At 64.3% G+C, this 20106-nt stretch carries 13 protein-coding genes; 8 read left to right on the top strand and 5 right to left on the bottom strand.

Going from position 1 to position 20106, the window contains the following annotated elements; translation table 11 throughout:
* Positions 1 to 2159, bottom strand: a 2159-nt coding sequence (locus BraRD5C2_RS37155; RefSeq protein WP_223977031.1) for a caspase family protein, incomplete at its 3' end; no start/stop codon positions are given.
* 196 nt (positions 2160 to 2355) lie between these two features.
* On the opposite strand from BraRD5C2_RS37155, the gene BraRD5C2_RS37150 reads away from it, so the two are divergent.
* The 4 genes from BraRD5C2_RS37150 (at position 2356) to BraRD5C2_RS37135 (ending at position 7977) form a co-directional block, all read left to right on the top strand.
* Complete coding sequence (locus BraRD5C2_RS37150) at positions 2356 to 3027, top strand: DUF4286 family protein (RefSeq protein ID WP_223977029.1); 672 nt, start codon at positions 2356 to 2358, stop codon at positions 3025 to 3027.
* 281 nt (positions 3028 to 3308) lie between these two features.
* Complete coding sequence (locus BraRD5C2_RS37145; RefSeq protein WP_223977027.1) at positions 3309 to 5108, top strand: FAD-dependent oxidoreductase; 1800 nt, start codon at positions 3309 to 3311, stop codon at positions 5106 to 5108.
* The gene (locus BraRD5C2_RS37140; RefSeq protein ID WP_223977025.1) at positions 5078 to 6925 is read left to right on the top strand and encodes a 2-oxoacid:acceptor oxidoreductase subunit alpha; all 1848 of its coding nucleotides are present in this window, start codon (positions 5078 to 5080) and stop codon (positions 6923 to 6925) included. Before BraRD5C2_RS37145 ends, BraRD5C2_RS37140 begins: the two co-directional genes overlap by 31 nt.
* Positions 6922 to 7977 carry a 2-oxoacid:ferredoxin oxidoreductase subunit beta gene (locus BraRD5C2_RS37135; RefSeq protein ID WP_100955583.1) on the top strand — a complete coding sequence of 352 codons (1056 nt, stop codon included), beginning with the start codon at positions 6922 to 6924 and terminating at the stop codon, positions 7975 to 7977. Before BraRD5C2_RS37140 ends, BraRD5C2_RS37135 begins: the two co-directional genes overlap by 4 nt.
* 63 nt (positions 7978 to 8040) lie before the next feature.
* On the opposite strand, the gene BraRD5C2_RS37130 is transcribed toward BraRD5C2_RS37135, so the two are convergent.
* The 4 genes from BraRD5C2_RS37130 to BraRD5C2_RS37115 all read right to left on the bottom strand — a co-directional run bounded on the left by BraRD5C2_RS37130 (position 8041) and on the right by BraRD5C2_RS37115 (position 14363).
* Positions 8041 to 9231 (bottom strand): ABC transporter substrate-binding protein, encoded by a 1191-nt coding sequence (locus BraRD5C2_RS37130; RefSeq protein ID WP_223977023.1) that lies wholly within the window; start codon positions 9229 to 9231, stop codon positions 8041 to 8043.
* 259 nt (positions 9232 to 9490) lie between these two features.
* Positions 9491 to 11035, bottom strand: a complete 1545-nt coding sequence (locus tag BraRD5C2_RS37125) for a SpoVR family protein (protein ID WP_223977021.1) — start codon at positions 11033 to 11035, stop codon at positions 9491 to 9493.
* A 4-nt stretch (positions 11036 to 11039) separates the two neighbouring features.
* Positions 11040 to 12308 carry a YeaH/YhbH family protein gene (locus BraRD5C2_RS37120; RefSeq protein WP_223977052.1) on the bottom strand — a complete coding sequence of 423 codons (1269 nt, stop codon included), beginning with the start codon at positions 12306 to 12308 and terminating at the stop codon, positions 11040 to 11042.
* A 111-nt stretch (positions 12309 to 12419) separates the two neighbouring features.
* Complete coding sequence (locus BraRD5C2_RS37115; RefSeq protein ID WP_092116153.1) at positions 12420 to 14363, bottom strand: PrkA family serine protein kinase; 1944 nt, start codon at positions 14361 to 14363, stop codon at positions 12420 to 12422.
* Positions 14364 to 14861: 498 nt separating this feature from the next.
* On the opposite strand from BraRD5C2_RS37115, the gene BraRD5C2_RS37110 reads away from it, so the two are divergent.
* The 4 genes from BraRD5C2_RS37110 (at position 14862) to gnd (ending at position 20028) form a co-directional block, all read left to right on the top strand.
* On the top strand, positions 14862 to 15479 hold the full coding sequence (locus BraRD5C2_RS37110) for a hypothetical protein (RefSeq protein WP_223977019.1): 618 nt from the start codon (positions 14862 to 14864) through the stop codon (positions 15477 to 15479).
* A gap of 41 nt (positions 15480 to 15520) precedes the next feature.
* The gene (locus BraRD5C2_RS37105) at positions 15521 to 15970 is read left to right on the top strand and encodes a DsrE family protein (RefSeq protein ID WP_223977017.1); all 450 of its coding nucleotides are present in this window, start codon (positions 15521 to 15523) and stop codon (positions 15968 to 15970) included.
* 215 nt (positions 15971 to 16185) lie between these two features.
* Positions 16186 to 19032 (top strand): bifunctional transaldolase/phosoglucose isomerase, encoded by a 2847-nt coding sequence (locus BraRD5C2_RS37100; RefSeq protein WP_223977015.1) that lies wholly within the window; start codon positions 16186 to 16188, stop codon positions 19030 to 19032.
* 12 nt (positions 19033 to 19044) lie between these two features.
* Positions 19045 to 20028: a phosphogluconate dehydrogenase (NAD(+)-dependent, decarboxylating) gene (gnd, locus tag BraRD5C2_RS37095; protein ID WP_223977013.1), complete on the top strand. Its 984-nt coding sequence runs from the start codon at positions 19045 to 19047 to the stop codon at positions 20026 to 20028.
* The last annotated feature ends 78 nt before the right edge of the window (positions 20029 to 20106 follow it).

The raw sequence follows: 20106 nt of genomic DNA, 5'->3' as shown, positions 1-20106 counted from the left end.
GGCGCGGCGCGCGGGGCCGGTGCCGGATGCGGCGCAACGGCTGCGGCGCGGGGCGGCGGGGGAGCCGCGCGGGGTGGAGCTGCGGCCCGCACCGGCGCAGGCCGGGAGACCGGTGCCGACGGCGACACCGCAGCATGCGCGGGCGCCGAACGCGCAGCCGGCGTCTGCCGTGCCGGCGGCGTGCGGTTCGCCGGCGACGGCGCCGCCGCGGGCTTCACGTTCGTGGTCGGCGCGGTCGCGGCATGCGAGAGCGGTTGCGCGCCGGGCTTGCCGGCGGTCGCGGGCGAGGCCGGCGCGTTTGTCGTGGGGGCAGCGCCGGGCTTGGCCGGTGGAGCAGGCTGCGCGTTGGCAGGCGCCATGGCTGTTGCCGGCTTGCCTGGTGTCACCGCGTTCGGCTTTGCACCCGGCTGCGCTGCGCCAGGTTGCACGGTGCCCGGCTGCACGGCGCCGTGCTGCTGCGCGGGATTGGCCGGCGCGGTCGCCGACTGCGGCAGCGCCGGTCCATTCTTCGCGCCCGGCAAGGTGTGCGCACCCGGCGCACCCATCGCGTTCGGCGCGGCAGCTGCGTTCGGCGCAGCGCCGGGCGCTCCCATGGCCGCGCCCTGCGCTGGTGTGACGCCGGCCGGCGTCAGATTGGCGCGTTGCATCGCCGCGGCCGGCAGCTGCGGTGCCGCCGTGACCGGTGCGCCGCCCATCGCCGCCGTCACCCCGGCCGCATGGAGCTGCGCCGGCGTCGGGTTGGGATTGTTGATCACAGTGTTGATCACTGTCGTGTTGTGGATGTTGTTGAACACGATGTTGTTCTGCGGCGGCACGACATAGGCCGGTGCGGCGACATAGGCCGGTATCGCCACGAAGAACGGCGTCGGCAGCACGAACAGGCCGATCGGCGGCGGCGGCGGCGGCAGCACGACGAAGTCCGGCGGCGGCGGCGGCAGGAAGAATATCGGCGGCGGCGGGGGCGGCGCGAAGGCGAACACCGGATCGCTGTAGTACAGCACCGGGCGGTCGACATAGACGATCTCGTCGGGCGGCGGCGGCGGCACGTCATAGTCGATCGCCGCGAACTGCGGCGGCGGCTCCAGCGCGGCCGACAGATAGGCGAGCCGGCGCCGGGCGTCATATGAATGCGGCCCGCGCGGATAACGGTGCAGATACGACCAATACGCATCAGGTGTGTCGGCGCTGTAGGTGCGGCGCCAGGTGATGGCCTCACGCCGCGCCGCCACGATCGCGCGCACGCGCTTGGCCAGCGGATCGGTCGGATAGGCCTGCAGATAATCCTCGTAGCCTTGCAGCGTGTCGCGCTCCAGCGCCGCGGCATAGGCGTCCTGCGCCGGGAAATCGCGGATCGGCTTGGTGCGCAGTCCGGCATCGACCTGCTGCGGCGGTGCATCCGGCTTGCGCTCGAAGAACATGAAGGGCGCGTCGACCTTCTGGGCATTCCACGGGATCTCGGCGCCCTTGGTCATCTCGTTGACGCGCAGGCGAACGCGGTCGAACACCTCGGGCAGGGTCAGGCCGCCGGCGCGAATCATTTCCGCCAGCGCCTGCGCGTAGGGTCCGTAAGGCGGCGCACCGTCAGGGGCGACGGTGCCGGGCGCCGAATTGAAGGCGATCAAGAGCTTCGGATCGGGATCGACCAGCGCAAGGCCGCCGGCCAGCGGCTGGCCGTCCTTGGCGAAGGGATTGCTGCGCGCCGCATCGAGCACGATGACGCCGGCCTTGATCGGCAATGCCGAGAGCTGATGGCTGTAGTCGGAGAGGCGGATCGCCTCGACCGGGATGTCGGTGTCGCGGGCGATCTTGGCGTCGACCGGCACGAAGTAGTTCTCGCCGGTGAGCTGCACGCCGTAGCCGGCGAGATAGACGAAGGCCACCGCATTGGGCCCTGCGTCCTGCACCTTCTGGATGAAATCGCGGAACGACTTGCGCAGCGTCTCGCCGTCGAGATCGCGCGCGCCGACCACGTCGAAGCCTGCGGCCTGCAATGTCTGCGCGATCAGGCCGGCATCGTTTGCGGCGGTCTGCAACGCACCGGCCTGATAGGCGCCGTTGCCGACCACCAGCGCGAGGCGTTTCTCCTGATCCTGCGCATGGACGGGAAGCGACGAGAGCGACACCAGACCGACGATCAATGCCCACAGAATGCGCGTCATAGTGGTCGTCCCTTTTCTTCTCAAGAGTTGGCGTTACGGATGGAAAGGCTACTTCCGTGAATGCGCGCTGAACAGGATTGCGGCAATTGTGGCAATCCTTGGTCTGCACGGTCGCCGGCACCCCGGAATCGGCTTCCCGGGCGCGCGCGATCAGGCGATATTGCGCAGATAAAACAGGCAAAAAAGGAGCACCTCGATGCCAATCGCCGGACAAGGCATGCTGCTGACCTCGATGGATATCGACAGCTTACACGAAGCTGAATTCAACCGCTGGTACGATCGCGAGCATCTCGAAGAACGAGTCGCGATCGACGGTTTCCTGGAGGCCCGCCGCTACGTCGCCCATGACGGCAAGCCGAAATATCTCAGCCTCTACTCGACCGCGACCTTCGCAGTGCTCGAAAGCCCGGCCTACCGCAAGGCGCTCGCCAACCAGACCGACTGGTCGAAGGCCAACATCGCGCGCTTCCAGAACATGATCCGCGGGGTCGCGCGCATCACGATCAGCCGCGGCGTCGGCAGAGGCGCAGCGCTTGGCATCATCCGCTTGCGCCCGCCGGCCGACGATGCCGAAAAGCTCCGCGCTGCATTGCGGGAGCAACTCGATCCAGCCGCGCACGACGGCATCATTTCGATGCATCTGCTCGAGAATGACCCCGTGCTGTCGAAGCCGCTCACGCCGGACGCCGCGAAAGCCGATCCCGGTGCCGGTGACTGGTTCGTCTTGATCGACGCCACCGATGTCGGCGCGGTCCCCGCAGCCGCGGCAAGCATCACCGGCAACGCAGCTTTGAAGCCGCTGGTGGTCAGCAGCGGCGTCTACCGGCTGTTGTGGGATGTCGCGAAGAGCGATCTTCCGCGCGGTTGAAGCAAACGCGCACCGCTTGCACGGAGATCATGCTCAAACACGAACGGTATGCGGTGCAGACCATGCTGCACCGCCACATAACGCAAACGAGATTAACGCTACACGCGCATCAGCCGCGCGAAAGCTGATGATCGGACAATTTAGCCTTTGCGTTCTCTGGAACGGCTCTAATAAGATAAGCCTATGATCCAATTCAAAAACCAGAACAACGCCACGTGAGCGTTCGTCGTCAACGATAAGGCCGCGCGGGCCGGCATTTTTCGCGCGGGTCAAAGGTAGGAATGAAACCGACTGATATCTCGGCGCCGGATTACTTTCATAAAGTAGTCGATTGCCAATGGGCTTGTCCCGCACACACCCCCGTTCCCGAGTACATCCGGTTGATTGCTGAGGGGCGTTACAGCGACGCCTACATGATCAATTGGAAGTCCAACGTGTTCCCCGGGATTCTCGGGCGCACCTGTGACCGTCCCTGCGAGCCGGCGTGCCGCCGCGGGCGGGTCGAGGACACTCCGGTCGCGATCTGCCGCCTGAAGCGCGTCGCCGCCGACTTCAAGGACGACATCAAGGACCGTCTGCCGAAGCCGGGACCGAAGAACGGCAAGCGCATCGCGCTGGTCGGCGGCGGCCCTGCCTCGCTGTCCGTGGCGCGCGATCTCGTCCCGCTCGGCTATCACTGCACCGTGTTCGACGGCGATCCCAAGGCCGGCGGCATGATGCGCAGCCAGATTCCGAAATTCCGCCTGCCCGACAGCGTGATCGACGAGGAGACCGACTACATCCTCAACCTCGGCGTCGAGTTCAAGGGCGGCCAGCGCGTCGACAGCCTGAAGCAACTGATGGCCGAGAACTATGACGCGATCTTTGTCGGAAGCGGCGCGCCGCGCGGCCGCGAGCTCGACATTCCCGGCCGCAAGGAGGCCGCCGCCAACATCCATATCGGCATCGAGTGGCTGTCCAACGTGTCGTTCGGCCATGTCGACAAGATCGGCCGCCGCGTCATCGTGCTCGGCGGCGGCAACACCGCGATGGATTGCTGCCGTACCGCGCGCCGCCTCGGCGGCGAGAGCGTCAAGGTGATCGTCCGCTCCGGCTTCGAGGAAATGAAGGCGTCGCCGTGGGAGAAGGAAGACGCGCTGCACGAGGACATCCCGATCCTCAACTTCATGGTGCCGGTGGCGTTCAAGCATGTGGCCGGCAAGCTGATTGGCGTCACCTTCCAGAAGGTGAAGGCGGAGTACGACGCCAAGGGCCGGCGCAATCTGGTGCCCTCGGGCGAGCCTGACGAGACCGTGTCCTGCGACGATGTGCTCGTTGCGGTCGGCCAGGAGAATGCGTTCCCCTGGATCGAAGCCGATTGCGGCATCGAATTCGACAAGTGGCACATGCCGAAGGTCGACCCAAAGACGTTCGTCTCGACCAATCCGAAGGTGTTCTTCGGCGGCGACGCGGCGTTCGGGCCGAAGAACATCATCTGGGCGGTGGCGCACGGCCATGATGCCGCGCTGTCGATCCACCGGATGCTGTCCGGCGAGGACATCACCGAGCGCCCGCTGCCCGAGGTGCACGTCTCCTCGCAGAAGATGGGCATCCACGAGTGGAGCTATGACAACGACATCTCCGCCGACAAGCGCTTCAAGGTGCCGCATCGCGACAAGGTGATCGCGCTGAAGGACATCCGCGCCGAGGTCGAGCTCGGTTACGACCTCAAGCTCGCGCTCGGCGAGGCGCAGCGCTGCCTGAACTGCGACGTGCAGACGGTGTTCGCCGCGCCGCTCTGCATCGAATGCGACGCCTGCGTCGACATCTGTCCGATGGACTGCATCACCTTCACCGAGAACGGTGAAGAAGATGACGTGCGGCAGCGCCTGAAAGCTCCCTCGCCGCATCACGATCAGGCGCTCTACGTCTCCGGCGACCTGAAGACCGGCCGCGTGATGGTGAAAGACGAAGACGTCTGCCTGCATTGCGGACTGTGTGCCGAGCGCTGCCCGACCGGCGCCTGGGACATGCAGAAGTACCTCATCGATATGGTTCAAGCGGGATCAACATGTCAGTCCAAAGCCCGATCAGCAGCGTAAACGACTTCGTCGTCCGCTTTGCCAACGTCAACGGTTCGGGCTCGGCCTCCGCCAACGAACTGTTCGCGCGCTCGATCCTGCGCCACGGCGTGCCGGTGTCACCACGCAACATCTTCCCCTCCAACATCCAGGGCCTGCCCACCTGGTATGAGGTGCGCGTCACCGAGGACGGCCATCTCGGCGCCCGCGGCGGCGTCGACATGATGGTGGCGATGAACCCGCAGACCTGGGACAAGGACGTCGCCTCAATCGAGCCCGGCGGCTATCTGTTCTACGATTCGACCAAGCCGATGCCGACGTCGAAATTCCGCGAGGACATCACGGTGATCGGCGTGCCGCTGACCGCGATCACCAACTCGACTTACACCGATCCCAGACAGCGCCAACTGTTCAAGAACATCATCTATCTCGGCGCGCTCTGCGCCCTGCTCGACCTCGATCCCAAGGTCGTCGAACAGCTGATCGGCGAGCAGTACAAGGGCAAGGAGAAGCTGCTCTCCTCCAACGTCCATGCGCTGCATCTCGGCCGCGACTGGGCGCTGCAGAACCTGAAATGCCCGGTCGGGCTGCGGGTGAAGAAGTCCGACAAGGTCGGCGACCGCATCTTCGTGGAAGGCAACAGCGCCGCCGCGCTCGGCGCCGTCTATGGCGGCGCCACCGTGTGCGCCTGGTATCCGATCACGCCTTCATCGTCGGTGGCGGAAGCCTTCACCAGCCACTGCAAGAAGTTCCGTCACGATCCCGAGACCGGCAAGGCGAAATACGCCATCGTGCAGGGCGAGGACGAGCTCGCCTCGATCGGCATCGTGATCGGCGCCTCCTGGAACGGCGCGCGGGCCTTCACCGCGACCTCGGGTCCGGGCATCTCGCTGATGACCGAGTTCATCGGCCTGTCCTACTTCGCCGAGATCCCGGCCGTGATCATGAACATCCAGCGCGCCGGCCCCTCGACCGGCATGCCGACCCGTACCCAGCAATGCGACGTGATCGCCTGCGCCTATGCCTCGCATGGCGACACCAAGCACGTGCTGCTGTTCCCGGAAGACCCGGCCGAGGCATTCGAATTCGCCGCCGCCGCCTTCGATCTCGCCGAGCGGCTGCAAACCACGATCTTCCTGATGCTCGATCTCGACATCGGCATGAACCACCGGCTGTGCCGCCCGCTGAAGTGGGACGATGCCAAGCAATACGACCGCGGCAAGGTGATGACGGCGGAGATGCTCGAGGAGGGCCGCGACTTCGGCCGCTACCTCGACGTCGACGGCGACGGCATCCCCTATCGCACCTATCCCGGCACGCATCCGACCAAGGGCTCCTATTTCACCCGCGGCACCTCGCGCGACCGCTACGCGCGCTATTCCGAGGAAGGCGCGGTTTACGCCGACAACATGCAGCGCCTGGTGCGCAAGTTCGAGACCGCGCAGGACATGGTGCCGCGGCCGCTGCAGGCCAATGCGGCGAAGCCGACCAAGGTTGGCGTGCTCTATTTCGGCTCGACCTCGCCCGCGATGGACGAGGCGATCGGGATCCTGGAGGCGCGCGGCCATCAGCTCGACCGCATGCGCATCCGCGCCTTCCCGTTCCACTCCAGCGTCGCGAGCTTCATCGCCGATCACGACTTCGTCTACGTGGTCGAGCAGAACCGCGACGCGCAGCTCCGTCAGCTGATCGTCAACGAGAACGGCATCGACCCGGTGCGGCTGGTGCCGATCCTGCACTATGACGGCACGCCGATCACCGCGCGCTTCATCGCCAACGCGATCGGCGACCATCAGGATCATCTCAAGGTGACCCCTCTCCGCAAGGCCGTGACATGACCTACATTGCAAAACCGAAGTTTCATCATCCCGGTCTGAAGAAGAACGAGCTGGGCTATACCCATCGCGACTACGAGGGCAAGATCTCGACCCTGTGCGCCGGCTGCGGCCACGATTCGATCACCGCCTCGATCATCGAAGCCTGCTACGAGCTCTCGATCGAGCCGCACCGGGTGGCGAAGATTTCCGGCATCGGCTGCTCGTCGAAGACGCCGGACTATTTCCTCGGCAATTCGCACGGCTTCAACTCGGTGCATGGCCGCATGCCGTCGGTGCTGACCGGCGCTAACCTTGCCAACCGCGACCTGATCTATCTCGGCGTCTCCGGCGACGGCGATTCCGCCTCGATCGGCTTCGGCCAGTTCGCGCATTCGATCCGGCGCGCCGTCAACATGACCTACATCGTCGAGAACAATGGCGTGTACGGCCTGACCAAGGGCCAGTTCTCGGCGACCGCCGACCGCGGCTCGAAGTCGAAGAAGGGCGTCACCAACACCGACAACGCGATCGACCTGGTCGCGATCGCGCTGCAACTCGGGGCCACCTTCGTCGCGCGCAGCTTCTCCGGCGACAAGACGCAATTGGTTCCCTTGATTGCCGCTGCGATCCGCCACAAGGGCGCGTCCTTCATCGACGTGATCAGCCCCTGCATCGCCTTCAACAACCACGCCGGCTCAACCAAGAGCTTCGACTATGTGCGCGAGCACAATGACGCGGTGAACCGTCTCGACGTGCTGGTCGGTCGTGAGCCGATCAGCGTCGACTATGCGCCCGGCACCGTGCAGGTGGTCGAGCAGCATGACGGCTCGCGGCTCGCGCTGCGCAAGCTCGACGCCGACTACGATCCGCACGATCGGCTCGGAGCACAGACCTTCCTGCAGAAGCATGCGGCCAAGGGCCAGATCGTCACCGGACTGCTTTACGTCGATCCGGATGCCGAGGACCTGCACACCCATCTCGACACCGTCGAGACGCCGCTCAACACGATGGACGAGCAGGCGCTCTGCCCCGGCTCAGCCGTGCTGGACAAGATCAACGCCAGCCTGCGCTGACGGTCAATTCGGTTTCGAATCGGGCCTCCTGGCACTGCCAAGAGGCCCGATTTCTGTTTGGAGCTACTTGTCGCTCAGGACGTCGCCGAACAGCGCCCAGGACTTGCCGTCGAACCGAGCCATCTGGATCTGGCGGATCGGCGTCACATTGTCGGGCTCGGTCTGCACCTTGATGCCCGGCAGCAGCATCGGCAGTTCGAGCGCCTTCAGATTGGTCGCCTGCTTGATGATGTTGTCGCGGCTGTAATCGCCGTTGCAGTTCTTCAGCACCGCCGTCATGACCTGCGCGACGGTGTAGCCCTGCACGTTGAAGAGGTCGCCCGGGCTCGCATTCGGCTGATACTTCTTCATCCAGGCCGAGAACTCCTGCTGCGCCGGATCGTCGGCCCAGCGCGGGTCGGTCGGGTCCTTCAGATAGAGCCCGGTCACGACACCGATGACGTTCTCGAGCCCGGCCGGCTCGAGCACCGCAGAAACGGAGTTGGAGACGGTCGGCAGGATGGTGAGCGGCTTCCAGCCCATGCTCGCCGCCTTGCGCAGCGCTTGCGCCGCGAATTTCGGCGTCGCTTCGGCGAAGAACACGTCGGCACCGGACTCCCGCATCGTCACCATCTGGGAATCGATGGTCGGATCGGTCGTCAGGTAGGTGGTCTCCGCAACGATCTGGCCGACATGCTCGCCGAGCCCGTCCTTGAAGCCCCTGAGATAATCCTTGCCGGCGTCTTCGTTCGGCGTGATGACGGCGATCTTCGCGTCCGGCTTGGTCTTCAGGATGTACTTTGCATAGAGCCGGCCTTCGAGCTCGTAGGTCGGATTGAAGCCGACCGTCCACGGGAACTGCTTCGGATCGTTCCAGCGCGTCGCGCCGGAGGACACGAACAGCTGAGGCACGTGCTTGATGTTCAGATATTTCTGCACGGAGATGTTGGTCGCCGTGCCGACCGCGCTGAAGATCGCGAGCACCTCGTCCTGCTCGACCAGCTTGCGGGTCTGCTCGACGGTCTTCGACGGCGAATAGGCGTCGTCGAGACTCTCGAACTCGATCTTGCGGCCGCCGATGCCGCCCTGGTCGTTGAGCATCTGGAAATACGCGGCTTCGGCGCGTGCGATCGTGCCGTAGGCGGACGCCGGGCCGCTATAGGGTGCGGTGTTTCCGATTCTGATCGCGGGATCGGCTGCAACGGACGGCGAGATCGACAAGGCCGAGAGCGCGGTGAAGGCGAGAAAGCCCGCCAGGCGGGAGCGAGTTGACAAGAGCATATCCTTTTCTTGGTTTTCTTGACGCGGCGCACCTTATCAATCGCGCTCGCGCAGGCAATCACCAAGAGGACGTCAATGAGATTTCCGCAGGCCGGCAATCACGTTCGCGCGTGGAACATGATGCGATTCAAAATCCGGAATGTTGCCGGGATGTTCGCGATGCGAGCCTTCGATGGACACGAAGGTTCATCATGCAAGACTCGCCTTCCGCGCGGCGGTGTACGCCGCGCTCATGTCAGCGAGAACGTTATCCTCAGGCAGCGACCGCAGCCGCGCGCGGGCTGACGACGTATTCCTTCAGCACCTTGTCGGTGCCGTCGAGTTCGGTGAGTGCCACGTCGTAGGACCACAGATCGGCGAGATGCTGCAGCACGCGCCGCGTGTCGGTCTCGTTGAGCTGCGCGCCCTTCACGGTGGTGTGGCGCAGCATCAGGCGGCGGTCGCCGTCGAGATCGACATCCACGACCTCGATATTGGCATCGACGAAGCCGACGTCGTATTGCCGCGCCAGCTCGCGGCGCACCCGGCGGTAGCCACGCTCGTCATGGATCGCATCGACCTTGATGCCCTGGCTTTCGGCGGGGTCGTCGTGCAGATGGAACATGCGGAAGCGCCGGATCAGCGCCGGGCTGAGAAATTGGTTGATGAAGCTCTCGTCGCGGTAGTTGCTCCAGATCTCGCGCAGCACGCCCTCGACGTCGCCCTTGCCGGCGATATCGGGGAACCAGGCGCGGTCCTCGTCCTCCGGAGTCTTCACGATCCGCTCGATGTCCTGCATCATGGCAAAGCCGAGCGCGTATGGATTGAAGCCGGAATAGCGGCGATCGTCGAACTCGGGCTGAAACACCACATTGGTGTGCGACTGCAGGAATTCGAGGAAATTGCCGTCGGTGATCCGGCCCTGCTGATGCAGCCGGCTCATGATGCGGTAATGGACGTAGGTCGCGGTGCCCTCGTTCATCACCTTGGTCTGGCCCTGCGGGTAGAAGTACTGCGCGATGTGACGCACGATGCGAATGAGCTCGCGCTGCCAGCCTTGCAGCCGCGGCGCGGTCTTCTCGAGGAAGTAGAGGATGTTCTCCTGCGGCAGACCGAGCAGCGCGCGGCGCCGCTCGGCAGTGAGCGTCGCCTTGCTCTTGGCCTTGGTGTTCGGCACCGTCCGCCACAGATCGTTGAACACGGCCTCCTCGTGCTGCCGGCGCTCGCCGGCGCGCTTCTCTTCGGCGCGCAGGTCGAGCGTCTTCTTTCCGGGATAGCGGTCGACGCCATGCGACATCAGCGCATGGGCGGCATCGAGCGTCCGCTCCACCGTCTCGCGGCCATGACGATCCTCGCAGACCGCGATGTAGCCTTTGGCGAATTCGAGATAATCGAGGATGCCTTCGGCATCGGTCCACTGCTTGAACAGATAGTTGTTCTTGAAGAAGTGATTGTGCCCGAACGCCGCGTGCGCGATCACCAGCGTCTGCATCGTCGCCGTGTTCTCCTCCATCAAATAGGAGATGCACGGCGAGGAATTGATCACGATCTCATAGGCGAGGCCCATCAGCCCCTTGCGATAGGACGCTTCCTGGAAGGCGAACTGCTTGCCGAACGACCAGTGCTTGTAGAACAGCGGCATGCCGACCGACGAATAGGCGTCGAGCATCTGCTCCGCGGTGATCACCTCGATCTGGTTGGGATAGACGTCGAGCCCGAGTTCCTTGCGCGCGACCTCCTCGCAGGCGTCGTGAATTCGCTGCAGCGTCTGGAAATCCCAGTCGGCACCATCGAACAGCAGTTCGCCGGAAGACCCCATTAAACTATACCCTTTCCTGACTGGTGCGGCGCTTGAACAGGTCCTGGAACACCGGGAAGATCTCGCCGCGCTCGCTCACCTTGCGCATCGACAGCGGCTGGCCCTCGTTGCGCAGCCGCTCATAGAGCGTCCAGAGCGAGGAGTCCGGCATGTCGAAGGTGTAGTTGGCGGCCTCGCCGACCTCGAGATAGGCGAAGAACTGGCAGACCGGCAGGATCTTGTCGGTCAGGAGATGCCCGGTCACCCCACTGTCGGAGGTCATGTTGTCGCCGTCCGAGGCCTGCGCGGCGTAGATGTTCCAGTCGGCGGGACGGAAGCGGGTTCGAACGATGTCGTGCATCGCAACCAGCGCGCTCGACACCAGCGTGCCGCCGGACGCCGGTCCATGGAAGAACGTATCCTCGTCCACCTCCTCGGCGCGGTCGGTGTGCCGGATGAACACGATCTCGACGTGCTTGTAGCGCCGCTTCAGGAAGACGTAGAGCAGCATGTAGAACCGCTTCGCCAGATCCTTCATGTGCTCGGACATCGAACCCGAGACGTCCATCAGGCAGAACATCACGGCCTGCGCCACCGGCTTCGGCACCGTCTCGAAGCGGCGATAGCGGATGTCGATCGGATCGATGAACGGAATCCGCTTGACCTTGGCCTTCAGCGCTTCGAGCTGCGCCAGCAGCTCGCGGCGCCGCGTCTCGTCGTCGCATTCCGCAAGCTCGGCCTCGAGCGCCTCGACCTCGTCCTTGCGCGGCCGGCGCAGCGCCACGCGTCGCGCCAGCGCCCGGCTCACCGTGCGGCTGATGGAAATGTTGGCGGGCGAGCCCGATGTCGCATAGCCCGCGCGCCGGATGCCCTCGCTCTCAGTTTCTGCGAGCTTGCGTTTGGCAAGATCAGGCAGTTCGAGGTCGTCGAGGAAGAGGTCGACGAACTCCTCGCGGCTGAGCACGAAGCGGAAGGCGTCCTCGCTGTCGCCCTCGCCAGCGCCGGAGCCCTTGGCGCCGCTCTGGTTCGGGCGCTGCAGCCAGTCGCCCTCGACGAATTTCTTGTTGCCGGGCAGCACCATGTCACGCGTACCGCCCTCGCGCCGGAACCGCGGCTCATCCATGCCGTCCAGCGGGATGGTCACCTCGCCGCCCTCCAGGACATCCTTGATGTCCCGGTCCTGTGACGACTTCTTGACGGCTCCCTGCACCAGCGCCTTGGCGCGCCGCAGGAAGCGCTGGCGATTCTCCAGGCTCTTGCTACCCGGGTTCAGCCGCCGATCGACGATATGCATGACCACGTTGCATCTGCCTCACGCCGGATGCGATCAGACCAGTCGCATCGCATTTTTATTAGACGGAACGAGACGAGACGGAAAGCCGCTGCCGGCCTTCCGGATCGTGCACTAGCCGGCCTGCTTCACCCGCATGTACCACTCGACGAGCCGGCGGACCTGGCGCTCGGTATAACCGCGCTCCACCATTCGCTCGACGAACTCGCCGTGCTTCTTCTCGGTCTCGCCGTCCTTCTTGGAGCCGAACGAGATGACCGGAAGCAGATCCTCGACCTGCGAGAATATCCGCTTTTCGATCACGTCGCGAACCTTTTCGTAGGAGGTCCAGCTCGGGTTCTTGCCGTTGTTGTGCGCCCGCGAACGCAGCGAGAACTTGACGACCTCGTTGCGGAAATCCTTCGGGTTGGCGATGCCGGCCGGCTTCTCGATTTTTGTGAGCTCCTGGTTCAGTAGCTCACGGTTCATCAGCTGGCCGGTGTCGGGATCCTTGAAGTCCTGATCCTCGATCCAGGCGTCGGCATAGTCGACATAGCGGTCAAACAGATTCTGGCCGTAGTCGGAGTAGGATTCCAGATAGGCCTTCTGGATCTCGTTGCCGATGAACTCGGCATAGCGCGGCGCGAGGTCGGCCTTGATGAATTCGAGATAGCGCTTCTCGGTCTCGTCAGGCAGCTGCTCGCGGCGGATCGCCATCTCCAGCACATACATCAGATGCACTGCGTCGGCGCCGACCTCGGTGGTGTCGTGATTGAAGGTCGAGGCCAGCACCTTGAAGGCAAAGCGGGTGGAGACGCCGTCCATGCCCTCGTCGACGCCGGCAGCGTCCTTGTATTCCTGCACGCTGCGCGCCTTCGGATCGGATTCCTTGAGGCTCTCGCCGTCATAGACCCGCATCTTGCCGAACAGCGTCGAATTCTCGTGCTTGCGCAGCCGCGACATCACCGAGAAGCGGGCCAGCGTTTCCAGCGTGGCCGGCGCGCACGGCGCGGCGGCAAGCTCGGAGGTCTGGATCAGCTTCTCGTAGATCTTCTGCTCCTCGGTGACCCGCAGGCAGTACGGGACCTTGATGACGCAGATGCGGTCGATGAAGGCCTCGTTGTTCTTGTTGGTCTTGAAGCTCTGCCACTCGGCTTCGTTGGAGTGCGCGAGGATGATGCCGGTGAACGGGATCGCACCGATGTTCTCGGTGCCGATGTAGTTGCCCTCCTGCGTCGCCGTCAGCAGGGGGTGCAGCATCTTGATCGGCGCCTTGAACATTTCGACGAACTCGAGCACGCCCTGGTTGGCGCGGTTGAGGCCGCCGGAATAGCTGTAGGCGTCGGGGTCGTTCTGGGCGTAGGTCTCGAGCTTGCGGATGTCGACCTTGCCGACCAGCGAGGAGATGTCCTGGTTGTTCTCGTCACCGGGCTCGGTCTTGGCGACCGCGATCTGGCGCAGCCGGGAGGGCTGGATGCGCGCGACGCGGAATTGCGAGATGTCGCCGCCGAAGGCCTCGAGCCGCTTGTAGGCCCAGGGCGACATCAGCCCGCTCAGCCGGCGGCGCGGAATGCCGTACTTCTCCTCGATCATCGGCCCAAGCTGCTCGGGGTCGAACAGCCCGAGAGGGCTCTCGAACACCGGCGACAGCTCGTCACCCGCCTTCAGCACGTAGATCGGATGAATTTCCATGAGCGCCTTGATGCGCTCGGCGAGCGACGACTTGCCGCCGCCGACCGGTCCGAGCAGATAGAGGATCTGCTTGCGCTCCTCGAGGCCCTGTGCGGCGTGACGGAAGAAGCCGACCAGACGCTCGATCGTGTCCTCCATGCCGAAGAAGCCGGCGAAGGCCGGATACGACCTGATCGTACGGTTCAAAAAGATACGGCCAAGGCGTGGGTCCTTGGCCGTGTCGATCATCTGGGGCTCACCGATTGCCGCTAATAACCGCTCGGCCGCATTGGCATATCGCATCGGATCGCTTCGACACGACTCCAGATACTCGGCCATCGACATGTCGGTCTGGCTTCGCGCTTCAAACGACCTTGCGAAGGCGTTGAACAAAGAATCGTTGTACATGATCCCTCTCTCCACGATATGTATCGCCGCACGACTGACACGAGTCGCAACCAGAGCATCCTAGGATCGAATCAGCGTCGGCACGCTGGGCTCATTGGACACTCGACCGACTCATTTCGGCAATGCACGGCGCGTGCAGCCTCTGCCTTATCAACAGGCAGGAAGCTTAATGGTTCATCAATATCCCCTTGTTTTTGGTGTCTGTAACCCCCTCGCCACATCCGTGGTTTACCGGGGCCCAGGCTTCCGAAGCGGACATCCGACCGGGGCAGCTTCCCCGTCCGGCGATGAACGTTGGCTTCCCTGAAAAGGTGTGACTGTCCTGCCTTGGCGTCAAGATGTGCACGTCACAGACTCGCATGAACAAACTGTCAGGCAAGGTTGAACGTGCCTCCTTGTCGCCGCGACTAAGGCAACGAGCCCGCGCAGTTCCACGCGGCACCATTGCCGCGCTGTAAAGATGACACCTTGAAGGCGCGGGCTATTCCCGGGGCGGTCATGAAGCAGACGTTCCTTGTTGTCGCACTTGCCGCCGCAGCCTGCGCCGGTGCGGCGTTAACTGTTCAGGCGCAGGAAGCCGTCGACAAGACCAAGGCGGCCGCCTTCGACAACAGGATGTTCGCAGGCCCGCCCGACGCGAAAGCCTATGCCTGCTTCGTGCGGCGATACGATGCAAATCATCTGGCGCAGCATCCGAAGCAGAAGGTCAGCGCGATGAAGCTGCTCGTCTCCGCCGAAGATGCGCCGGAGGACAAGACCACCAACTACTCGTTCCGGCTCGGCGTCAGCTACCGCCATCGCCCAGGCAATTTCGACTCCAGCGGCTACTGCAACCACGCGATCGCAACCGAATCCGGACACGAGATACGCTTCGAATGCAGCGTAGATTGCGAGGGCGGCGGTATCAGCGTGGCGTTGTCGAAGGACGACAAATCCGCGATCGCGCGCCTGAGCAGCATCAGGATGTGGAATCGCAACAAGCCCGACGATGACGCGGCCGAAGCGCTGCTCGCCGGCGCCGACGACAAGATCTTTCGCGTCGATCGGGCGGGCTTGAGCGAATGCGCCGAACTTGTGACCGACCGCAAGGAACTCGCTGCGCTCCGCCACAAGTGATAGGTTTTGCGCCGATCAACAATCATTGCGCGAGGGACGCCATGCACCGACGCAGCATCCTGTGGGGCACGCTCTCGGCGATCGGCGCGGCCTTCGCAGCATCGCGGGCGAACGCCGCTACTGAGACCCCACCACCGGGAAAGCTGAAGGTGGTCTATCACCTCGACGACCTCGGCAAGGTCAATTTCGTCATCGGCAACATCCAGAACCATCTCGACGGCGTCGGCGGCCCCGGCAATGTGACGATCGCGCTCGTGGTCCACGGCCAGGCGCTGAAGGCGTTTCATACGGCAGCCGCCAATCCCGACCTGTCGAAGCATGTCAGGCAGCTCACGAAGGACGGGATTGAACTCGCCGCCTGCGCCAACACCATGAAAACGCAGAACATCGGCCTGAAAGACCTGCTCCCCGGCTTCGTTGCCGCCGAGCGCGGCGGCATGGTCCACCTCGCCGAGCTGCAATCCCAGGGCTACCTCTACCTGCGGCCCTGACGCGCGGTCGCGCCGCAACGCGTCATAAAAATGTGCCGAGATCGGGGTCTGCTTGGACACGTTCCGAGGGGATCGAACTGTTGTGAATGGCGTTATCCCTTTGGAATGCTGATAGTCCGCCCCGGGCCCCAAGCCATGTTGACAATCCCCCTCCACCCCCGAAAGCTGCGCGGGAACCCAAAAATCGACCCTCGATCGAACGAGAACAGGCACCCATGAACCCCGTCAAAGCACTCGAAAATCACCACCAGGCCGTCTGGCTGGACTTCCTTGCCCGCGGCTTCGTCGCCAACGGCGACCTGAAGCGGCTGATCGAGACCGACGGCGTCAAAGGCGTGACGTCCAACCCCTCGATCTTCGAGAAGGCGATCGGCAGCTCGGACGAGTATGACGGGGCGATCGGCCAGGCCCTCAAGAAGGGCGACCGCTCGGTCGCCGACCTGTTCGAACACCTTGCGGTCGTGGATATCCAACATGCCGCCGACGTGCTGCGCCCGGTCTATGACCAGAGCCATGGCGGCGACGGCTTTGTCAGTCTCGAAGTGTCGCCCTATCTGGCGATGGACACCAAGGGCACGATCGTGGAGGCCGAGCGGCTCTGGAAGGACGTCCACCGCAAGAACCTGATGGTCAAGGTGCCGGCGACGCCGGAGGGCCTGCCGGCGATCGAGTATCTGATCGGCGAAGGCATCAGCATCAACATCACGCTGCTGTTCTCGCAGAAGGTCTATCGCCAGGTCGCGGAAGCCTATCTCAAGGGCCTGGAGAAGTACGTCGCCAGGGGCGGCGATCCCTCCCATGTGGCGAGCGTCGCCAGCTTCTTCGTCAGCCGCATCGACTCTGCCGTCGACAAGCAGCTCGACGAGAAGATCGCGCGCGCCAACGACCCGTCCGAGAAGGAGCGGCTTGCCGCACTGAAGGGCAAGGTCGCGATCGCCAACGCAAAGCTCGCCTACCAGGACTACAAGCGCCTGTTCTCGGGCCCGCGCTGGGACAAGCTCACGGCCAAAGGCGCGAAGCCGCAGCGGCTGCTGTGGGCCTCGACCGGCACCAAGAACAAGGACTACAGCGACGTGCTCTATGTCGAGGAGCTGATCGGCCCCGACACCGTCAACACCGTGCCGCCTGCAACGCTTGATGCGTTCCGCGACCACGGCAAGGTCCGCGACAGCCTCGAGGAGAATGTCGAGGACGCCCGCCATGTGCTGGAGGAGCTGGAGAAATCCGGCATCTCGCTCGATGCGATCACCGAGGAGCTGGTCAAGGACGGCGTCAAGCTGTTCGCCGACGCGGCCGACAAGCTGTACGGCGCGGTCGCCCACAAGCGCGCGACCTCGCTCGGCGGTGGCATCGACCATCAGAAGCTTGCGCTCGGCGCCGGCATCGAGAAGGCGGTCGAGAAGAGCACCGAGGAATGGCGCGCGTCGGCCAAGATCCGCAGGCTCTGGCACAAGGACAAGTCAGTCTGGACCGGCGATGACGAGGACAAATGGCTGGGCTGGCTAAACAGCGCTGCGACCGCCGACGTTGCCGCCTACGAGGATTTCGCAGCCCGCGTGAAGGGACAGAACTTCACCGACGCCGTCGTGCTCGGCATGGGCGGATCGAGCCTCGGGCCGGAGGTGCTGGCGCAGACCTTCCCGCATAGATCCGGCTTCCCGCGGCTGCACGTGCTCGATTCCACCGACCCAGCGCAGGTGCGCGCGATGGAGGAGTATGTCGACATCGCGAAGACGCTGTTCATCGTCTCCTCCAAATCCGGCGGCACCACCGAGCCGAACGTGATGAAGGACTATTTCTTCGACCGGGTCGCCAAGGCGATCGGCAAGGACAAGGCCGGCCACCGCTTCATCGCGGTGACCGATCCCGGCTCATCGCTGCAGAAGGTCGCGATCAAGCAGGGCTTTGCCCGCATCTTCTACGGCGACCCTGCGATCGGCGGCCGCTATTCCGTGCTGTCGCCATTCGGCCTGGTTCCGGCCGCGGCCGCGGGCATCGACGTCCGCAGCCTGCTCGGCCATACGCTCGCCATGGTGCGCTCCTGCGGCGCCGACGTGCCGCCTCAGGAAAACCCGGGCGTGCAGCTCGGGCTGGCGATGGGCATCGCGGGGCTCGAAGGCCGCGACAAGGTGACGATCTTCGCCTCGCCCGACGTCGCCGATTTCGGCGCCTGGGCCGAGCAATTGATCGCGGAATCGACCGGCAAGGACGGCAAAGGCCTGATCCCGATCGAGGGCGAGACCATCGGCGACGCCGCGGTCTACGGCAACGACCGCTTCTTCATCGACCTGCGCACCGACGCCGAGAACGACGCCGCGCATGAGGCCAAGCTCGCCGCGCTCGAGGCCGCCGGCCATCCCGTGGTCCGGATCGTGATGAAATCGATCGACCGTATCGGCCAGGAGTTCTTCCGCTTCGAGATTGCGACCGCGGTGGCAGGCTCGATCCTCGGCATCAACCCGTTCAACCAGCCCGACGTCGAGGCCGCCAAGATCAAGACGCGCGAGCTGACCGCGGCGTTCGAGAAGACCGGATCGCTGCCGGCCGAGCAGCCGGTGGTGTCGGTGGATGGAGTCGAACTCTACACCGACGCGCAGAACGCCGGGGAATTGCGCAAGGCCGGCGCCAATGGCGACCTCAATTCCTGGATCAAGGCCCACCTCTCGCGCTCCGGCCGCGGCGACTATGTCGCCCTGCTCGCCTATATCGAGCGCGACGGCGACACCATCGACGCCATGCAGGCGATGCGGCTGAAGGTGCGCGATGCGAAACACCTTGCGACCTGCGCCGAGTTCGGCCCGCGCTTCCTGCATTCGACCGGACAGGCCTACAAGGGCGGGCCCGACAGCGGTGTGTTCCTGCAGGTCACGACCGACGACAGCAGGGATTTGGCGGTGCCCGGCCAGAAGGCGAGCTTCGGCGTCATCAAGGCGGCGCAGGCGCGCGGCGATTTCGACGTGCTCACCGAGCGCGGCCGGCGGGCGCTGCGCGTTCATCTCAAGGGCGACCTCACCTCCGGGCTTGCGGCACTCGATGCCGCGATCTCGGCCGCACTGAACTGACGGAGGCGAGCAATGCAACTCGGCATGATCGGCCTCGGGCGGATGGGCGGCAACATCGTCCGCCGCCTGATGACCCAAGGTCACACCACCGTGGTCTACGACAAGGATCCGAAGGCGGTCGCGGCGCTCGTCGCCGACAACGCCACCGGTTCCTCGTCGCTGGAGGATTTTGTCCTCAAGCTGGAAGCGCCGCGCACCGCCTGGGTGATGCTGCCGGCCGGCAAGATCACCGAAGCCACCATCGAGGCACTTTCAAAGTTGATGTCGCCCGGCGACGTCATCATCGACGGCGGCAACACCTTCTGGCAGGACGACGTCCGCCGCGGCAAGGCGCTTCGTGAGCGCGGGCTGCATTACGTCGATGTCGGCACCAGCGGCGGCATCTGGGGCATCGAGCGCGGCTACTGCATGATGATCGGCGGCGACAAGCCCGTCGTCGACCGGCTCGATCCGATCTTCAAGACGCTGGCGCCGGGCATCGGTGACATCCCGCGCACCTCCGGCCGCGAGGGCCGAGATCCGCGCATCGAACAGGGCTATATCCACGCCGGTCCTGTTGGCGCCGGGCACTTCGTCAAGATGATCCACAACGGCATCGAATACGGCCTGATGCAGGCCTATGCCGAAGGCTTCGACATCCTGAAGAACGCCAATATCGAGGCGCTCCCGCCCGAGCATCGCTTCGATCTCGACATCGCCGACATCGCCGAAGTCTGGCGGCGCGGCAGCGTGATCCCGTCCTGGCTGCTCGACCTCACCGCCTCGGCGCTGGCGCAGAACCACACGCTCGACAACTACTCAGGCTTTGTCGAGGATTCCGGCGAAGGCCGCTGGACCGTCAATGCCGCGGTCGACGAGGCCGTGCCGGCGGAAGTGCTGACCGCTGCGCTCTACACCCGCTTCCGTTCGCGCAAGGATCATACCTTCGCCGAGAAGATCCTCTCGGCGATGCGCGCAGGCTTTGGCGGCCACAAGGAGCCGCCGAAGAAAGCTTAGAAGCATTTTCAAGCGAAGTGGGCACCGGTTCGCGTGAAGAAAACGCGTCAAAACAAGAATCGAGAGCTCGGTTCCGAT

This window comes from Bradyrhizobium sp. RD5-C2 (assembly GCF_019972155.1).
Classification (GTDB): Bacteria; Pseudomonadota; Alphaproteobacteria; order Rhizobiales; family Xanthobacteraceae; genus Bradyrhizobium.
Note: the sequence above shows the minus strand (reverse complement) of the source record. Positions and strands in the feature narration are given on the sequence as shown.

Excerpts from the sequence above, each read along its gene's own strand:
- BraRD5C2_RS37125 (WP_223977021.1), bottom strand. The coding sequence starts at position 11,035 with ATGGGGTCTTCCGGCGAACTGCTGTTCGATGGTGCCGACTGGGATTTC.
- BraRD5C2_RS37105 (WP_223977017.1), top strand. The coding sequence starts at position 15,521 with ATGCACCGACGCAGCATCCTGTGGGGCACGCTCTCGGCGATCGGCGCG.
- BraRD5C2_RS37150 (WP_223977029.1), top strand. The coding sequence starts at position 2,356 with ATGCCAATCGCCGGACAAGGCATGCTGCTGACCTCGATGGATATCGAC.
- BraRD5C2_RS37120 (WP_223977052.1), bottom strand. The coding sequence starts at position 12,308 with ATGCATATCGTCGATCGGCGGCTGAACCCGGGTAGCAAGAGCCTGGAG.
- BraRD5C2_RS37140 (WP_223977025.1), top strand. The coding sequence starts at position 5,078 with ATGTCAGTCCAAAGCCCGATCAGCAGCGTAAACGACTTCGTCGTCCGC.
- BraRD5C2_RS37135 (WP_100955583.1), top strand. The coding sequence starts at position 6,922 with ATGACCTACATTGCAAAACCGAAGTTTCATCATCCCGGTCTGAAGAAG.
- BraRD5C2_RS37110 (WP_223977019.1), top strand. The coding sequence starts at position 14,862 with ATGAAGCAGACGTTCCTTGTTGTCGCACTTGCCGCCGCAGCCTGCGCC.
- BraRD5C2_RS37100 (WP_223977015.1), top strand. The coding sequence starts at position 16,186 with ATGAACCCCGTCAAAGCACTCGAAAATCACCACCAGGCCGTCTGGCTG.
- BraRD5C2_RS37145 (WP_223977027.1), top strand. The coding sequence starts at position 3,309 with ATGAAACCGACTGATATCTCGGCGCCGGATTACTTTCATAAAGTAGTC.
- gnd (WP_223977013.1), top strand. The coding sequence starts at position 19,045 with ATGCAACTCGGCATGATCGGCCTCGGGCGGATGGGCGGCAACATCGTC.
- BraRD5C2_RS37115 (WP_092116153.1), bottom strand. The coding sequence starts at position 14,363 with ATGTACAACGATTCTTTGTTCAACGCCTTCGCAAGGTCGTTTGAAGCG.